General features: G+C 40.8%; 12 protein-coding genes and 3 tRNA genes. 1 reads left to right on the forward strand and 14 read right to left on the reverse strand.

What is annotated here, in order from left to right; translation table 11 throughout:
• Nucleotides 1-313: 313 nt before the first annotated feature.
• The 11 genes from ACFQZE_RS08335 to ACFQZE_RS08385 form a co-directional block, all read right to left on the reverse strand.
• Entirely contained in the window at nt 314-547 is a 234-nt protein-coding gene (locus tag ACFQZE_RS08335; RefSeq protein WP_379356977.1) for a tyrosine-type recombinase/integrase, read from the reverse strand.
• A gap of 976 nt (nt 548-1,523) precedes the next feature.
• Complete coding sequence (locus tag ACFQZE_RS08340) at nt 1,524-2,618, reverse strand: hypothetical protein (RefSeq protein WP_379355713.1); 1,095 nt, start codon at nt 2,616-2,618, stop codon at nt 1,524-1,526.
• On the reverse strand, nt 2,593-3,231 hold the full coding sequence (locus tag ACFQZE_RS08345) for a hypothetical protein (RefSeq protein WP_379355715.1): 639 nt from the start codon (nt 3,229-3,231) through the stop codon (nt 2,593-2,595). The genes ACFQZE_RS08340 and ACFQZE_RS08345 overlap by 26 nt, the downstream gene beginning before the upstream one ends.
• Before the next feature lie 26 nt (nt 3,232-3,257).
• Nucleotides 3,258-4,313, reverse strand: a complete 1,056-nt coding sequence (locus tag ACFQZE_RS08350; RefSeq protein WP_379355717.1) for a hypothetical protein — start codon at nt 4,311-4,313, stop codon at nt 3,258-3,260.
• 814 nt (nt 4,314-5,127) lie between these two features.
• Nucleotides 5,128-5,511 carry a hypothetical protein gene (locus tag ACFQZE_RS08355; protein ID WP_379355719.1) on the reverse strand — a complete coding sequence of 128 codons (384 nt, stop codon included), beginning with the start codon at nt 5,509-5,511 and terminating at the stop codon, nt 5,128-5,130.
• Nucleotides 5,512-6,411: 900 nt separating this feature from the next.
• Complete coding sequence (locus ACFQZE_RS08360) at nt 6,412-6,969, reverse strand: hypothetical protein (RefSeq protein ID WP_379355721.1); 558 nt, start codon at nt 6,967-6,969, stop codon at nt 6,412-6,414.
• 679 nt (nt 6,970-7,648) lie between these two features.
• Nucleotides 7,649-8,125, reverse strand: coding sequence for a tyrosine-type recombinase/integrase (locus ACFQZE_RS08365; RefSeq protein WP_379355723.1), 477 nt, complete (start codon nt 8,123-8,125; stop codon nt 7,649-7,651).
• Nucleotides 8,126-8,692: 567 nt separating this feature from the next.
• Nucleotides 8,693-8,778, reverse strand: a tRNA-Leu gene (locus ACFQZE_RS08370).
• 28 nt (nt 8,779-8,806) lie between these two features.
• A tRNA-Ile gene (locus tag ACFQZE_RS08375) sits at nt 8,807-8,883 on the reverse strand.
• 40 nt (nt 8,884-8,923) lie between these two features.
• Nucleotides 8,924-9,000: transfer RNA gene (locus ACFQZE_RS08380), tRNA-Met, on the reverse strand.
• A 95-nt stretch (nt 9,001-9,095) separates the two neighbouring features.
• Nucleotides 9,096-9,263 carry a hypothetical protein gene (locus ACFQZE_RS08385; protein ID WP_379357048.1) on the reverse strand — a complete coding sequence of 56 codons (168 nt, stop codon included), beginning with the start codon at nt 9,261-9,263 and terminating at the stop codon, nt 9,096-9,098.
• 139 nt (nt 9,264-9,402) lie between these two features.
• Between ACFQZE_RS08385 and ACFQZE_RS08390 the strand changes: the two genes are divergently transcribed.
• Nucleotides 9,403-9,921 (forward strand): 2'-5' RNA ligase family protein, encoded by a 519-nt coding sequence (locus tag ACFQZE_RS08390; RefSeq protein WP_379355725.1) that lies wholly within the window; start codon nt 9,403-9,405, stop codon nt 9,919-9,921.
• 179 nt (nt 9,922-10,100) lie between these two features.
• Here the strand turns inward: ACFQZE_RS08390 and ACFQZE_RS08395 are convergent, their stop codons facing one another.
• The 3 genes from ACFQZE_RS08395 to ACFQZE_RS08405 are packed head-to-tail and all read right to left on the reverse strand — an operon-like array spanning nt 10,101 to nt 15,393.
• Nucleotides 10,101-11,612, reverse strand: coding sequence for an ABC transporter substrate-binding protein (locus ACFQZE_RS08395; RefSeq protein WP_379355727.1), 1,512 nt, complete (start codon nt 11,610-11,612; stop codon nt 10,101-10,103).
• Nucleotides 11,605-12,501 carry an ABC transporter ATP-binding protein gene (locus ACFQZE_RS08400; protein ID WP_379355729.1) on the reverse strand — a complete coding sequence of 299 codons (897 nt, stop codon included), beginning with the start codon at nt 12,499-12,501 and terminating at the stop codon, nt 11,605-11,607. Before ACFQZE_RS08400 ends, ACFQZE_RS08395 begins: the two co-directional genes overlap by 8 nt.
• Before the next feature lie 6 nt (nt 12,502-12,507).
• Nucleotides 12,508-15,393, reverse strand: a complete 2,886-nt coding sequence (locus tag ACFQZE_RS08405) for an ABC transporter permease (RefSeq protein ID WP_379355731.1) — start codon at nt 15,391-15,393, stop codon at nt 12,508-12,510.
• Between the last annotated feature and the right edge of the window lies 1 nt (nt 15,394).

Below are 15,394 nucleotides of genomic sequence, written 5' to 3' on the forward strand. Positions count from 1 at the left end.
TTACTCAGACACGCGCTCATATATATCATCGAGTGTACCATGACCACCAATTTCTTTCATTACATCTATAATCTCAGCTAAACAAGGTCTAGGTTGCGGCAAAAAAATTACCCCCATAATACAAAAAAAGCTCTTACGAATAATTGCAAAGAGTCTGTTTCGACCGATACTTTCCGATTTGCAGTTTTATCATAACAAATCAACTTATTGTCGTCATCCAAATTTTTACTCATACTACAAACAGTAATTCTCACATTACTTTCATTTTTTTAGCTAAACATAGTTAGTCCTCTCTAGCCGTAACGTGATTTGATCACAAATTCCGTAGTCGTTTTGTTTCCAGCGTCAGTCTATTGATCGGACTTGATACTGAATGTTCTCTTTTTATATCATTGTTTGTCAAAGCTACATAGTGCTTAGTCATAGTTAAATCACTATATCCAAGTGTCTTTTGAAGTGTTAAAGCATTCGCACCATTTATAATATATTCAAGTGCGCACGAATGTCTCAAATCATTAGGACGAATATGATATCCTAACGCTTCAATGTATTTTCAAGCCTATCCGCATTGCTTTTACTATTGGAAGAGATATCGTTAAAGATCTCGTTACTCTCGTTTTCGCCTTTTCACTGGTAATGTAGATTTCTTGTGAATTTGAATAAAATCTTGAAGAAATAAAAATAGCGCTTCTTTAGGCCGAACTCCTGTATCAAACGTTAAAAGTATTAACGCAAAATCGCGTAGCTCAGCAAAAGTTTTTTGATCTGGAAGTTCAAGCAACCGTCTAAGTACTTGATGATCTATATTGACAATAAGCCCTTCATCTTTACGTTTCTTTATTGCAATGGGAATGGGTTAGCTTCAATAATTGTTTGATCAAAACACCAGTTCAAAAATGTTCGGAGGTAAATTAATCGATTATTGAATGTACACGGTTTGATATTGTCTTGACCAAGATAGTGGAATAAATTATTCTTCAAATTCTCTGGCTCCTCAAACGAGTCAGGATACCTCTTGAAGAATTGGCTTACTTGTTGCTTATAATCCTTCTGTGGCTGTTAGCTAATCCCTTACGTCTTCTTCCAAAATAAAAATTGTTCTAAAGCTTCAACCCAATTCACAGATAGAACATTCGTTATTTTCGTAATTTTTGCCATGAAAAAACTCCCTTCATCACTTGTTTTCTGCAAGTGTTGAAAGGGAGTTTGTCTTCACTTTTTTAAGTCCTGTATACTCTAAATCCTGAATCTTTAGATACCCAGAACATTTGGTATTTATTAACTGATTATAGTTTCTAGGTTTTCTAAAAACCCTTATAGACTAAGAAGTGCCGAGGACGGGAATCGAACCCGTACGGTGGTCACCCCACCGCAGGTCTTAAACCCTATATTTATTAATGCCATTTATAAATTTGTTAATTCCAACGATTTACAGTATAAGTTTATATTAAGCTTAACTAAACTTGAATAGATTATTAATACTCAAGACGTGCCTAGAAAATAATACAAACATCAATATATAATTAGTTAACAATTCTCTGGCTCTCATTCTGCATTACAAATTTGTCTGTTTGGATATTCTGTATAAGAACAAAGTCAATTTCTCTTGAATCAACCGTAAACTCTTTTACATGAATAGGTATTAATGTAAATGAATTCTTAACCAAAGTTAGAGAACATATAACACGGGTAATAATCTGATTATTTGTATCATAATACCTGTATTCTGCACTTGAACCCACGTACAGTAAACGATAAACTTTTCCAGTCAGTTCAGATGTTACATGATATCTAACGCTTTCACCCAAATAATTAACATCACCACAAACACCAAAAATTCTTAAGACTAAATTCTTATCTTTATCTAATATTCTAATAACTACCTTTATATTTTTAAACTTTACTGGGAAGAAAACCTCTACATCATTATTATCTTCTGTATTATTTTGATAAAATCTTATTTCAGGGGATATCACCCTCAAGAACTCGTTAGTATCTATATTTTGATTATTAATAAAATCAAAATCAGACAACTTTTCTAGAGTTGGAAGCATTCCCTTTTCAAGCGGGTCTTTATTTAGTCTAATATTGTTCAATAAGTATGTTAAACTTACAAGAAGTATAGTTAGAATACCCCAAAAAATTAATATAAGAGTATTTGTAATAGCTGCGAGATCAGAAAATCCTAGTTTATAATCACTATCCATGTACAACATAACAACTAAGCCCCAAGAAAAAATAGAACAAAATGTGATTAACAGAAGATTGTAAAATATAACATTGACGTTATGACCTCTAACAATATCCCTTTGATAATCCGTAATTCTTTGTTTAAATTCATCAGTATTAAGCGCAATTGGATTGTATATTATTCGCAAGTTTCTTGAACCTGACAACAGTTTATTTTCATATACAAATCCGATGAATAATGCGAAAATAGAAACAATAGAAAGTATGCCTGCAAACATCCAACTAAAAATTTCCACTTTATTATGTATTTCATCAGTTATGAAAAAGTCTACCACTTGATACTTACAGTTCAAATACAGCAATAGCAACGGAGACAATACTAAAAAAATATATGGATAAAATCTATTGATGATGCTTATAATTTTCATTATTAATTCCCTCTACAATGATAAGTATTTCTTCAAAAGTATCTGTATCATGAAATGAAATTACTGAATTACAATCAATCGAGAAATATATTCCTGAAAAGAAGTAATTCAAACTACAAACCTCATATCTAGATATAAGATTTAACTTTTTTTCTCTACTTAACTGGTTTACAGAAATCGTCAATAGCTTTTCAACGTCACCTATTTGTCGCTTTATTACAACTGATATTAACTCGGAAAAAAAGGAGCTATTGCTAAAAACTGCATCAAGCCGATTTTGAAATTGCAATTTTTTGTGTAATATCCATTTACATTTCTGTACAAGCTTTGATGTCACATAGTAAAGATCACTCTCTGAATTAGCAAAAAAACAAAGAGTATTTTCTTCATGAAACCATAAAAATTTGATTTTCTTTGTGTTCTTTGAAATTACTTTATCATTAAATCTAATCGGATCTTGCCAACAATAGATATATATCGAAAATTTAGAATGACGCTCTTCCAAGGTTAATTCATCAAACGAATTTATCTTTCCATCAATTAGCATTTCATCTGAAACAACAACGGAGTATAGCGTACAATCTCTATCGGATATTTCCAAGAGTTTTGCCACTCCCTATCTCTTATGTTATTACTGAATTAATAAGGGGTGTTCTTTTCGACAAATTTACGATATATCTGTTGTAACCTATCTTGTATATTTTTAAGGTTTTTAATTCCTTCGTTACACATCTCAATGTATTCTTTCTGTAAAAATTCTATTACTTTTTGTTTCACTTTATCATCTTGCAGATCGTTTACGACTATTTTTAAAACATCTAAATTTTTCCCCTTTAATGAAAAGTAACACGAGAAATTTTCTTTTTCGTAACTTGCATTTATTTTAAATTGCAATATGTCTTTACCCAATGAGATATATTCACAAGCAAGTTCATAATTAATTAAGTTATTTCCATTGCCACTTATAGTGACGTCTTCTGCATCACTGTTGTCAATTTTAAATTTCAACTTACTGAAGCTGGATGAAAGCCCCGCATCCTTGAGTCTGTTATAAATAAAATCTAAAAATAATGTTGTCTTATAACTAGCATTGTCATTCCACGTCAAAGCACTAGTTTTCTCCATTATTCTATAAACTTGAATAGGTAATTTCATAATTTCCCCAATATACCTATCTATTAATCCGTGTATGGTGTCATCACCAGAAAAAATAGTAAGTACTTTTGAATTCATGTTTATAACTACAGGACAATTATATATTGCAGATAAGTTCCCAAGATTACGCTCTCCAGTTTTCCAAAATTCAGCGTATTCCTTAATTCTAAACGTAAGTGTGAGTACCGAATCCTGTAAAGAATCCACAGTCAGCGTAAATGTATATATGTCGGTGAAAGGATGATCCTTTTTTTGAAAGTCTTTCATCAGCTTGGAGATATCCTGCTTGTCTATTCCATTTAAGCTCACTAATTTGTGGGTATATGCTGATAACCCTTTTGTTTTTTTAAGTACTGCCATTTCGACTAAGTCCTTAACCTCTTCAGGCTCAATAATATTTGATAAAGCTAGAAAGTAATTTTCGAGCTCTTTCTTTTTTTTATATTTATTTGGCAACATACTTCTCTCATTTAAAATCGAGGCTACTTCATCTTTTGTAAGTTTACGGAACAATTGTCTAAGTATCGTGAGTGCATTCATGAGAAAGTCCTCCTATATTTGGTGAATATGGAACTCCTAAACTTAGTTCCATAGTACTATAAATTCCATTTACAATAAAGACCTAATTATCGAAATTGACTTTTTAAATTCCATTCAAAATTGTAGATACAACTTCAATAAAAGAGAAAATTCAATACTAAACAAATCATAACTGCAAAGCAATCCTACACAAGAAAAGACAATATCTATTACCCAAAAACATTGGCTGAATTGAATAATAATACTTTATGGGACAGTTATAAAACAGAAATCGTTACTACTCAAGATAAATACCCCCTCCATCTGAGAACTAAGTGCTTCTCATCCCCTCCGCAAAAATTTTAGAAGATCCCATATATGAACCTTTAACCTAGGGATCTAAAACATTGAATTTGTATTTTGAAATAGCAATTAAGGATAAAACATCATTTCAAGTGTAAAACATTTCCTTACCAAGCAAGAACACAATAATAATTTTATCAAGAAACCGCTTAGAAAAGAGGTTAAAATGAGTTGGATAATCGAGGATTGTTCGCCCGATAAGATTATTCACTTTCATTCAATTAATAAATGGAAAAAATGTTTCTTTCAAGGAGCAGGGATAGCTCCTTTAACTTTCGTTAGTCGGGATCATATCATTGAACTTTTTGTATAATACGCTCATCTTCTGACCTCCCTAATCGGAATAGGTTTCCATTTTATTTCAGGTTTGTTATTAGTGCAAGAGGGTTTTGATAATTCATCAGAACTACTGTCAAAAAAACAAAGCTCCTATCGGATGAGAGCATTTATCCGAAAAGAGCTTGGAGTTTACCTATTTAATATCAGCGCCATAACGACCATTAGTAAGGGAGAATTTCACCTTAGCAGGCAGCACTTTTCTACCCATCATGCTATTTGCACGCAGAGTGTCAATCCAAGAGGAATAATCATTAGGAATTAAATATACAATAGTTTCCTTGCCTTCTTGGATTGTTGCAATGGCTTGTGGATCTCCATTCCATTGATGAATGCCAGCAGACAATACTTCATACGTGTTACCTTGCTCCGTAATCTCAAGTTGCTTGTGCTTGCACAGATCCTTATAAATCTTACCACCTCGAGCGTTAACAATAAACTCTCCATTCCCTGTTGTAACCACGGTATCTAGGCCACCAATTTTACCTACGACATTTTTTTGGTATTCCTTATTAGACATTCGCTAATCCCCTTAAATTTATTTATTGAAGATTGGTGTAAGCATCGCTGAAACGATGTCAGTTACCGTTTTAAAGAAAGATGTAATGAAATTTGCAATTGCTGCACTCGCGACATCTTGGTTATTTAATCCTCACAGAATCACTAGAAGTACACCAACTAAAACAGCAATTTTCAGGACATCAGAAGCAGCAAATCCTCTCATATTCTGTGACTGCCTCTGGAAATATAGTATATTTGTACCAATAGAATATCATAGAGAATTAGGAAAATACAAATTTGCTTATCGCTTAATGAATACTAAGCTGGAAGCTCTAAAAAAGCTCTCCTCAGATACTAACCGAGGGAGCTTTGTTAAGTTTAGTCATATGCTTCAACTTGAGAATACTTACGGAAGTAACTCTTCTTGCCTGAGGTAGCTCTATGATATTGATCATGAGTTATACCTAATGTAGCTGTTAAATATTCCCCTGCTACACCCTCTTCCCATTCATCAGAATTGTTTGATTCAATCTTTGCATTAAGTTGGTCTTCCCCAATCGCCTTAGACAATTCCGTTATTATTTTCTCATATCTTGAGTCGAAGTAATGATCTTCTATTCGAATCTAGCTTCTTTAGTCTCGAACAAAAATAGAGTAGTCTGGCTTATCTTCAATAGGATACTTTATTTCGCCCTCATGCTTCCAACCTAAAGTGAAAACTGTATCTTGATGACGTTCAACCGGATGTCCATAGTCAGTAAGATGCAGACTAAATCAAAACCCATCCCAATTCAAGAAAATCATTCGCTTCTTTTACATAACTAGTCTGATGCAGTTTTCTGATTCCTTCTAAATTAATTTGATTCAATTCCATTAAAAGTTCCATCCCCTTAGAAGTCATTTGAAAAAATACATTTCATTAACGAAACGTTGCATCCAACAATCTCTTATTGTCTTTTGCCCAAAAGCCGACTTCGTAAGTGGATACTTCATGATCGCCCAATGGTTGTATCGTATCTAGTTTCTCATCGAGTGCCTTCTCTTCTGGAGTGTCAACTTGCACATCGAAAATCACCTGATAGCAAGTTTTGCTAGTGCAGTTCATTTCACCATTTGCCGTGGGCATCTTATCGTTTTCTTTGTAAGTGTTAACTGTATATTCAGGCAAGTCCTTAAGTCCATCTAACCCTAATTCTTTTAACGTTGGTTCAGTAGTTGGAGTTGGAGTAGGCAAATCTTTAGTTGTCTCTTTAGGTGTTCCTTTAGGCTTCTGTGTCGCTTCAGGCGCTGCGATTTCCTGTGCGTTATCCGTTGTACCTCGGTCTAATTCTACTGCCATACCCATGCATCCTATCAAAAAGGAAGCAACCGCTATTAGCATCAGCGATTTCCTAGATGACTTCTCCATTTTTCTCCTACTGTATCCTAATGCCATAATGCCTAATCCTACTAAAATCAAAAACACTGCCAGCGCCATTGCTTGTTCCCCCAATTGCATTCATCTGACATCTAAGACCTATTGTAAACTATACAACACCACGATTAATTTGTCTCGACTTTGGATGAGATCTCACTCATCATTTCTGGCACTCTCAATATCCCTAATATCAAACCACTCCCCATCGACCATGAACCTTCCCTTCAACGAATCTACAATGTCTACAACACCCTCTACAGTCAATTCCTCCAGAGGAAATTCTAATGGTTATCTTCCTACGATGGCTCAGAGAGTCGTTTACGGCTTGGAGATAAGTTCCCACTCCTGGTCATCCAGAGTGATTCGTGGACGCTTCTTTTGTTCGTGTGCGAGTTGGTTTAATCTTATTTTGTGCTCCGGCAGCATCATACGGCTGAATTCCCACATACCGTTGTTGGTTAGTTTCTTGGACATTGAATTGGCACCATCCCTGTTGAGTGATGGATTTATTATTTAGGAACATTTGTTCTGCTATGAATGACAATTCATTAAACTAATAAAACCGACTTCAGCTCCGGGTCAGAGTGAAATCGGCTTTATTAGTTTAATGAATTTAGTCTTCTAGGTAAAGATTCTCTAGCAGTGAATGGCGTTCATGTTTTTTAGAGATGTCTGACGAGAAGAGATTTACATAGGTTCGAACCATATCTAGAGTTGCATGACCCAGAATTATTTGTAGCTACAATGGATCTCCTCCATTCATCACATACATCTTGGCCATCGTATGTCGAAAAGTATGAGGACTTACCCTTACTCCCGTGACTCCTGCTGCAACACCTATTTCTGAAATTATCTCCCGTATTGTGCGCTTCTTAATTGGAGAATTATCGATGTTAATGAAAAGAAAATCATGATCTAATAAACCCCGAATCGAAATGTACTCCTTCAGGTGTCTTTCAAGAGTCCTTTGAAATGGAACGAATCGTTCTTTTCGTCCTTTCCCATAAACATTGATCCGTTTTTCTTTCCAATTGATGTTTGGAATTAAAATCCCTTCACATTCAGAAATTCGAACACCAGTGTCAAATAGAAGAAGCATGATTACAAAGTTACGATATCCAGTGAATGTCTGCTTATTCGGTGTTTCAAGAAGTTGTTTAATTTGTGGTTTACTAAATGTCTCAATAATTCGACGCTCAGATTTGATTTTAGCCACTTTGTCGAACGGATTACTTTAGATAGCCCTCAATGTTTAAAAAGTTAAAAAACGCTCTCCAGCCTCTTAAGTACTTATCAATAGTAGTATCTACAGCGCCTTCTTGTCGTTTTAACAAAATACATTTATGGATAGCATCTGCGTCAACATCCATGGGACGCTTAATCCATTTTGATTCCATCATACGTGTAAGCGCACATCTTGTAATAAGTAATTGTGCCATCAGAAAGATTGCGTATGTGACAGTGACGAATGAATGTACTTGAAGCTGTCTGGAATTCTTCTGCCTCGACTGAGTTGTTTACTGCATCGTACCCACTGACTGCAATCGTATTCTTTCGTCTAACTGGTTTTGGCTTTTCAGGCATAGAAAAAGCACCCCTTCACGTTTTATTCGTTTTGCAACGAAAAAAGCGCGATTATAAGGTGCTAATTTTACCCTATAGATCATATTGATCACACAGGATTATGTACTTTACGTATCGTATTATACTGACATTTTCTAATGGTTACATCTCAGTCAAACCAACTAGAAAACCGTATAACTACGAGGAATGTCATTAAAAGTGCCGAGGACGGGAATCGAACCCGTACGGTGGTCACCCACCGCAGGATTTTAAGTCCTGTGCGTCTGCCAGTTCCGCCACCCCGGCATGGTAATGGATGCTTGCTTTTTGAAAATGGTGGGCCCTGAGGGACTCGAACCCCCGACCAATCGGTTATGAGCCGACCGCTCTAACCAACTGAGCTAAGGGCCCTCTCGAATAACGTATATTTCAACGTATTGATCGACAAGTTTGGTTGCGGGGGCAGGATTTGAACCTGCGGCCTTCGGGTTATGAGCCCGACGAGCTACCGAGCTGCTCCACCCCGCGACGTTAACCATTTCGGCAAGTGCATCTTTAATGGCGACATGAATTAATATACTATAGATCATTCTATACAGTCAAGCAATTTTTTCTAATTTATGCTACGGTAAAAAACGTACACCGTATCTGCCCTTCCGAGACTGAAAAACCTCGATTTCCTGCGGACAATCGTATCCGTATATCCACCAGTCGTTTTCCATTCTTCTTACCAAACAACCCGCTTGAAACTTGGTTTCGTACAAACGCAGCCAATAAACCCATTTAATCATAGCTTTTACCTCCCGTATTCTCCTGTTGTTTCCTTTAGATTACCCAAAAATTCAGAAAACAAGCGTATAAAGTTCTTAGTCTCTTCAAAAATAGGGTATACTATAGAATAAGCGATCAATGGTAAAGGAGATGATTGGAATGTTATATGGAGTCGCCCTATTTCCGGAAAAGGAAGTGCAAGACGCGGCCAATGATTGGAGAATTCGGCATGATCCGCATTACAACAACATTCCGCCCCACATGACGCTTCGCGATGCAGAGGAATGGGATGAGACGAAACTCAAGCTTGCTGTCGATCATTTGCAAAAAATTTCTGCCTCAACCGCACCTTTCACCGTCATATTTAATCGCGTATCAACCTTTTTTCCCGTCACTCCTACACTCTATTTTGCGCTGGAAGACCCCTCGCCCGTTGAGAGGCTTCACGAGGCCATATGCAGTGGCCCTCTCGCAATCCCAATGTCTAACCAAGTATTTACTCCGCACGTCACAATAGGCCGCAATATGCCACCAGACGAGCTTCATGATCTTTACGGCAACCTTCGAATGAAAGAAATCCGATACACGAATGCTGTAGATAGACTGCACTTGGTCTATCAAACCGATCAAGGCGGCTGGACCGCATATCAATCCTTTCAGTTAACCGGTTCGAATTAAGACCATCTAACCGTGAACATTTAAGAAAATGTATTATAGCCAAAAGAATGCAAAAAAGCCGTCCCATCCGCGTTTTGTCGCAGATGGAACGGCTTTTCTTTGCTTGCTGTCAATGGACAAAGTACCGTCGACAGACAATCGTATAATTCCATTAGCTGCAAGCTTGCAGCTTCATTCTGTTAGCCTCTTGGCATTGGCATTGGGAACGGCTGTCCCGTCCCGCCGTTTTCCGATTGGCCTTTCAAAATCGCGTTGCCTCTTGTTTCCCATTCAGCGAGCGCTGCTTTTGTTTCCTTTTTACCTTCAATAACTTCCTGGAACAATTGGCTGCCAACGCTCTGAACTTCCCAAACGCCCGGCTTGTCGCGGAAAATTTGCTCTTCGTTAGCATTGCTAGGCGGAAGCGGCTTCAGCAGCGTAAACGCATCGATGTTGTACGTCATATCGCCAACCGGCTTAAGGAACTCTTTGCGGGCAACGAGCTCGTAATTGCTTCTGGATTTTAGCTTAGCCCACTCTTTGCTGTTGGAGAACTTAATAAATTCCCAAGCGTCGTCCGGATTTTGAGCTTTTGAGTTAATGCCCATCAACTGGCTAAGACCGATATTGCCGCCGGCATCCGGGCTGTTTGCGCTGACTGGTACCGTGACAACGTCCCAATCCACCATTTCAAACCCTTCTACTTTGCCTGCGTTGTCTTTCGCTCTTCTCAAATCGTTAATATAATACGACTCGCCGATCATCATGGCTACATTTCCTTGCAGGAACAGGTCGCCGAAAAACGGATCGTTGTTTGGCTCGCCCGAAGCGTTCATTTTTTCATAAAGCTTATTCATAAACTCTTGGTTTGGAACGATTTTTTCTTTATGCAGCGCTCCAATTGTATCCCAAGCCTGAGCCCATTGATCGTTGTTCACGACCATGTTTTCACCTTTATCGTCCCAAATACGAAGCCCCTGAGCTTTGCTGTATGTTTGGGAATCGGTGAACGCATCGTTTACCCAACGGTTGAAAGAGAAGCCGAATACGCGGTCTGCGTCTTCGCCGCTTGATACTTGACGAGCTTTGCTGAATATTTCTTCCCATTGCATTTTGTCTGTTGGCGGCTCGATATTTTTTTCGGCAAAAATTTTCTTATTATAGTACAAGGCCGCAGAAGTAAATGTCGGCGTCAGGGCATAAATATTGTTGTCGCCCGCCGCTTTGATGCCGTCGATAACGGTAGGAACATAATCGCTAAGATCGAACTTATCCTTTTGAATCATCGGATCCAGCGGGGAAAGCAAATTGTCTTGCGTGAAACGGCGCAGCATGTTGTAGTCGAGAACAACAACGTCAACCGGATTTTGGCCCGTCAACATTTCCTTCATTTTTTCGTACGGATCCGGCTGCTCTTGCTCTTTGCCCGGCTCTGTCGTTTCAAATCGCTGATCGTCGGAATTGATGGCGCCTACGATTTCAAACTGAATGTTTGGATGCTGCATTTCGAACATATCCGTGTATTGCTGGCGGAAATAAGGCTCGTTATCCGTACCGCCGTACAATACGCCAATCCGAAGCACCCGATTTTCCGAATCTGCAGGCCCGGAGCCTCCGCTACATGCGGACAGAAGGCCTGCAAGCAGCGTTAGAGACAAGCTGAGCATAACCCATTTGCCAAAACGAGATTTCATAATGCCCTTGTTATTCATCGTTTTTACCCCCTAATGATTTTGGCGATGAAATGATAATTTTTTCGCCGTCGAATTCCATGGACGCTTTGTCTTTGATGCCCAGAGCGGTTAAATATTCCTTCGGAACCTGGAGGCGGCCTACCCGGTCGACGACGACATACGCTTCGTGTACGTTGTTCAGACCTTTGCCCACAGGCTGCTCCACCTCACCCCCATCTGAAATGTTGGGATTGCGCTTAATAAACTCTGTGCTGGTCAAGCCGTCTCGTATCGCTACAACTCTGTCTACTTTGCTAGCTAGCGACATATCATGCGTAACAATGACAATGGTAATTCCGATCTCGCGGTTAAGCCTTCGGAAAATGTTCATAATCAAATCGGAAGTTGCCGTATCGACTGAGCCGGTCGGTTCATCCGCTAGCAGAAGCTTCGGACGGTTGGACAGCGAAATCGCAATCGCGACGCGCTGCTGCTCGCCTCCGGAGAGTTGATGCAGCTTGTTGTACATTCTTTCTTTAAGCCCCACCCATTCCAGCAGTTGCTTGGCGTAAGCGCGGTCGACTTTGCCAGACAGCATCATCGGCATCTCCACATTTTCCAAGGCTGTTAAATAAGGAAGCAAGTTGCGCGCATTGTTTTGCCAAATGAAGCCTACGGTTTCGCGCTTATATTTGACTAGCTCTTCCTCCGTAATTTTGAGCAAATCCCAAGGCCCTACCTTGACAGCGCCGGCCGAAGGGCGGTCAAGCCCTCCGAGCGTGTTCAAAAGGGTCGACTTGCCGCTGCCGCTGTTGCCGATAATCGCCATCAGCTCGCCGTCTTCCACCGTTAAATTAAGGCCTTGGAGCGCGACAACCTCTAAGTCATCGGTTTTGTATATTTTGACTAAACCTTCGCAATCAATCATTGGCCGTTAACGCTCCTCTCCCATTTTCACGGCTTGATGCACCTTCAGCCTGCGGATATGCAGGAATAGAATGGCTGCGCCGACTAACATCATAAATCCTACGACGATAAATAGTTGATTCGTATCTTTGGCTTCGAATACGACCCGGAAAGGCGGCACCGTTTCTGCCACATTTTCCGCGGTTTGCAGAAATGGCAGGAACAGAATACTAACAACCTTGCCGATGAGGACGCCGAGGCCAATCGCAAGCCCCGCCGTAAAGAGCTGCTCCAACAGCAGCATGCCTGTAAGCTGCCTGCGCGACAAGCCCATGGCGCGAAGCACGCCGAATTGGACGACGCGGCCGGACAAATTGAAAAACCAATATAAAATATAGCCGGCGAGCGTAATGACTACCGAAACGAGGAAACCAAGGCTCAATATGCCGAATACGCCGCCTCTTGTCGGATGTTTGGACTCGGTAATCAGCTCCGTCCGTACATCTTTAACTGAAACAAGCTCAATGCCTTCTTTTTGAAGCTTTTCCACGATTGGCTTAACGAGGGCATCCGGCTTCATCTTCAGCCAAACCTCGTAAGGAATCATTGGCACCTGATCGTAAATGTAATCCAAATTCGCGATAACAAACGGCGCTTTGTCCGGGTATTGGGTTGGCCAATACGGCAAAATGCCCACGATGTAGAAATCGATCATCCCATCCTGGAAGCCAACGGAAACAGTGTCTCCAGCCTTTAGCTGATACTTTTCCGCGACGCCCGATGGAATGATAGCGGCATTCTCGACTTTTCCGAGATTCGCTAAATAATGCACCGGATTAACCGGGTACAAATCATCCCTGAACCAAGCCACTTTGTTGAAATCGACGTTGTCGATCCCCATAATATTGCCTTGGCCAACCGATTTGCCGGAGACGACTACATTGCCCTTCGTCGTGAGAACGCGGGCTGCCGCCTCAACGCCCTCCAATTTTCGGAACAGTTCAAATGGTGGTTCGTTATATAGAATTCGCGACGGTACCCCGCCGTTTCCTCCATTGCCGCCTCCGCCATTTCCGCCACCGTTTCCTCCGCCGTTGCCGCCTCCATTGCCCCCGCCGTTTCCTCCGCTAGGAGGCTTCGTCACTTCGGGAGTTCCATGCCATACGGTCTGAATAATGACATCCGATCCGTATTTATATAGAGTGCGCTCCGTAGAGTTGAGATCGATGGTCCGTGCCGCCGAAGCGTTGTAAACACCAAGACCCAACGTCAGCACCAACAAAATCATAAGCGGATAATAGCCTTTCGATGACCGCGATAGTTGGGTCAAGGTCAAATAAAGCGGTACCGGCAAAAACTTTTTCCCGAGCCAGTTGAAGAAACGCAGCAACCACGGGAACAACCGCAGGAAAAAAAGTCCCAATGCAAAAATCGCCAGTGCCGGCACAAAAAATAGAAACGGCTGCACATTAAGCTGATCTGTCGTCATGCCTGTCTGGAACGTAAGCATTTGGCGCTCGTTAAACATGTACCAGCCGTAGCCCGCTCCGCCGAGCAGCAAAACGTCGAGAAACCAGCGCTGCCAAACCGGCTTGCGATCGGAGCGTGCCAGCTCTTGCTTGTAGCTGACGATCGATGACCGTGCATAAATGACGGCCGGAATAACGGTAGCCAAAATCGCAAGCAATACCGCGCTTCCGCCAGCAATAATCGCTTCCGTAGAGAAACCTATCGGAATCGATTTGCGGTTGACGAAGGATAGAAAGCCGTCGGCCGAACCGATGCTCTTCGCCATAAACCAGCCAATAAACGGACCGCTGGCAAGCGCGATCGAGCCAAGCAGCAACCCTTCCAATAAATAAATCCAAATAATTTGCCGCGTTCCTGCTCCCCGGCTTCGGAGAACTGCGATATCGCTGCGCTGCTTATCCAGCGACTGGCGGGCGTTCATCGCAATGAAGAAAAAGACCATGGCGATCATAGGCGCAGCCAGCGTAAACAAAAGCGTTTGCAATTGCAGGCTTTGCTTCTTAAATTCCGTCAGCATGGAAGCGAATGAAATTTCCACCCGCGTTTCCTTTAACCGCTGATACAGCTCGATGTTAAGACGCTCCAGCGTTTTGCCAAGCGGCGAAAGCTGGCTTGTTTTGACTTGGGAAAGATCAAATGCATAATACCATCCGGCGTTTTGAAGAGGGATTTTCAACTGCTCAAGCAGTACCTTTTGGAATGCCTCTTCACTAATTTGCAAGGTGCCGAGCATGCTGTCCAGCCCTTGATACCAATAGGAATCCGCAGCGTCTTTCGGATTGACTGCGCCGACAATTTTTACTTTCAGCGTCAAGTTCAAACCGCCGTATACCGGATATTCAAACACATCGCCGATATGAATGTCGTTGCGGAACATCGCTTCCTCCAGCATGACGGCTTCAATCAACTTGGAATCGCCTGCTCCTTTGGCAAACCAGCGCCCTTGCGCAAGCTCGGAATGTCCCTCGAGTTCAGACATCGTCATGAGCGTAAGCTGCCTGTTGCGGCCCGCATCTACTTTTGTTGGATCTTCGGGCACAACGTCGCCGCTTCGGATAGCATAACTTTTTAAATAAGTGTCGTATGTAAATCCGATGTCTTTAGGCACTACTGTTTTAATATATTGTTCTAGCTCGGCGAGAGATTTCAAATCTGTATTTTGTCCTGGCGTAGACTGATACCTCATTAACAAGGAGCCAGCCGGCATGCCCTCGCTCTTCTCCTGCAGCGACTTCGCAACGACTCGTTTGAGCGCTCCGTCGGCATACATCGGAATGCTGGTTGCAAAGGCGACGGCAAGCGTCAATCCCGCCAGCGTACTTAACGTCAGCCAACGCGTATTCCACATTTTGCGGAATAGAAATCGAAACAGCGGAATACCCATT

The organism is Paenibacillus sp. GCM10027627 (assembly GCF_042675505.1).
Lineage (GTDB): Bacteria > Bacillota > Bacilli > Paenibacillales > Paenibacillaceae > Pristimantibacillus.

Bases quoted from the DNA above. Each gene is read 5' to 3' on its own strand.
- ACFQZE_RS08340 (WP_379355713.1), bottom strand. From the start codon at position 2,618: ATGAAAATTATAAGCATCATCAATAGATTTTATCCATATATTTTTTTA.
- ACFQZE_RS08350 (WP_379355717.1), bottom strand. From the start codon at position 4,313: ATGAATGCACTCACGATACTTAGACAATTGTTCCGTAAACTTACAAAA.
- ACFQZE_RS08355 (WP_379355719.1), bottom strand. From the start codon at position 5,511: ATGTCTAATAAGGAATACCAAAAAAATGTCGTAGGTAAAATTGGTGGC.
- ACFQZE_RS08360 (WP_379355721.1), bottom strand. From the start codon at position 6,969: ATGGCGCTGGCAGTGTTTTTGATTTTAGTAGGATTAGGCATTATGGCA.
- ACFQZE_RS08385 (WP_379357048.1), bottom strand. From the start codon at position 9,263: ATGATTAAATGGGTTTATTGGCTGCGTTTGTACGAAACCAAGTTTCAA.
- ACFQZE_RS08390 (WP_379355725.1), top strand. From the start codon at position 9,403: ATGTTATATGGAGTCGCCCTATTTCCGGAAAAGGAAGTGCAAGACGCG.
- ACFQZE_RS08395 (WP_379355727.1), bottom strand. From the start codon at position 11,612: ATGAATAACAAGGGCATTATGAAATCTCGTTTTGGCAAATGGGTTATG.
- ACFQZE_RS08400 (WP_379355729.1), bottom strand. From the start codon at position 12,501: ATGATTGATTGCGAAGGTTTAGTCAAAATATACAAAACCGATGACTTA.
- ACFQZE_RS08405 (WP_379355731.1), bottom strand. From the start codon at position 15,393: ATGGGTATTCCGCTGTTTCGATTTCTATTCCGCAAAATGTGGAATACG.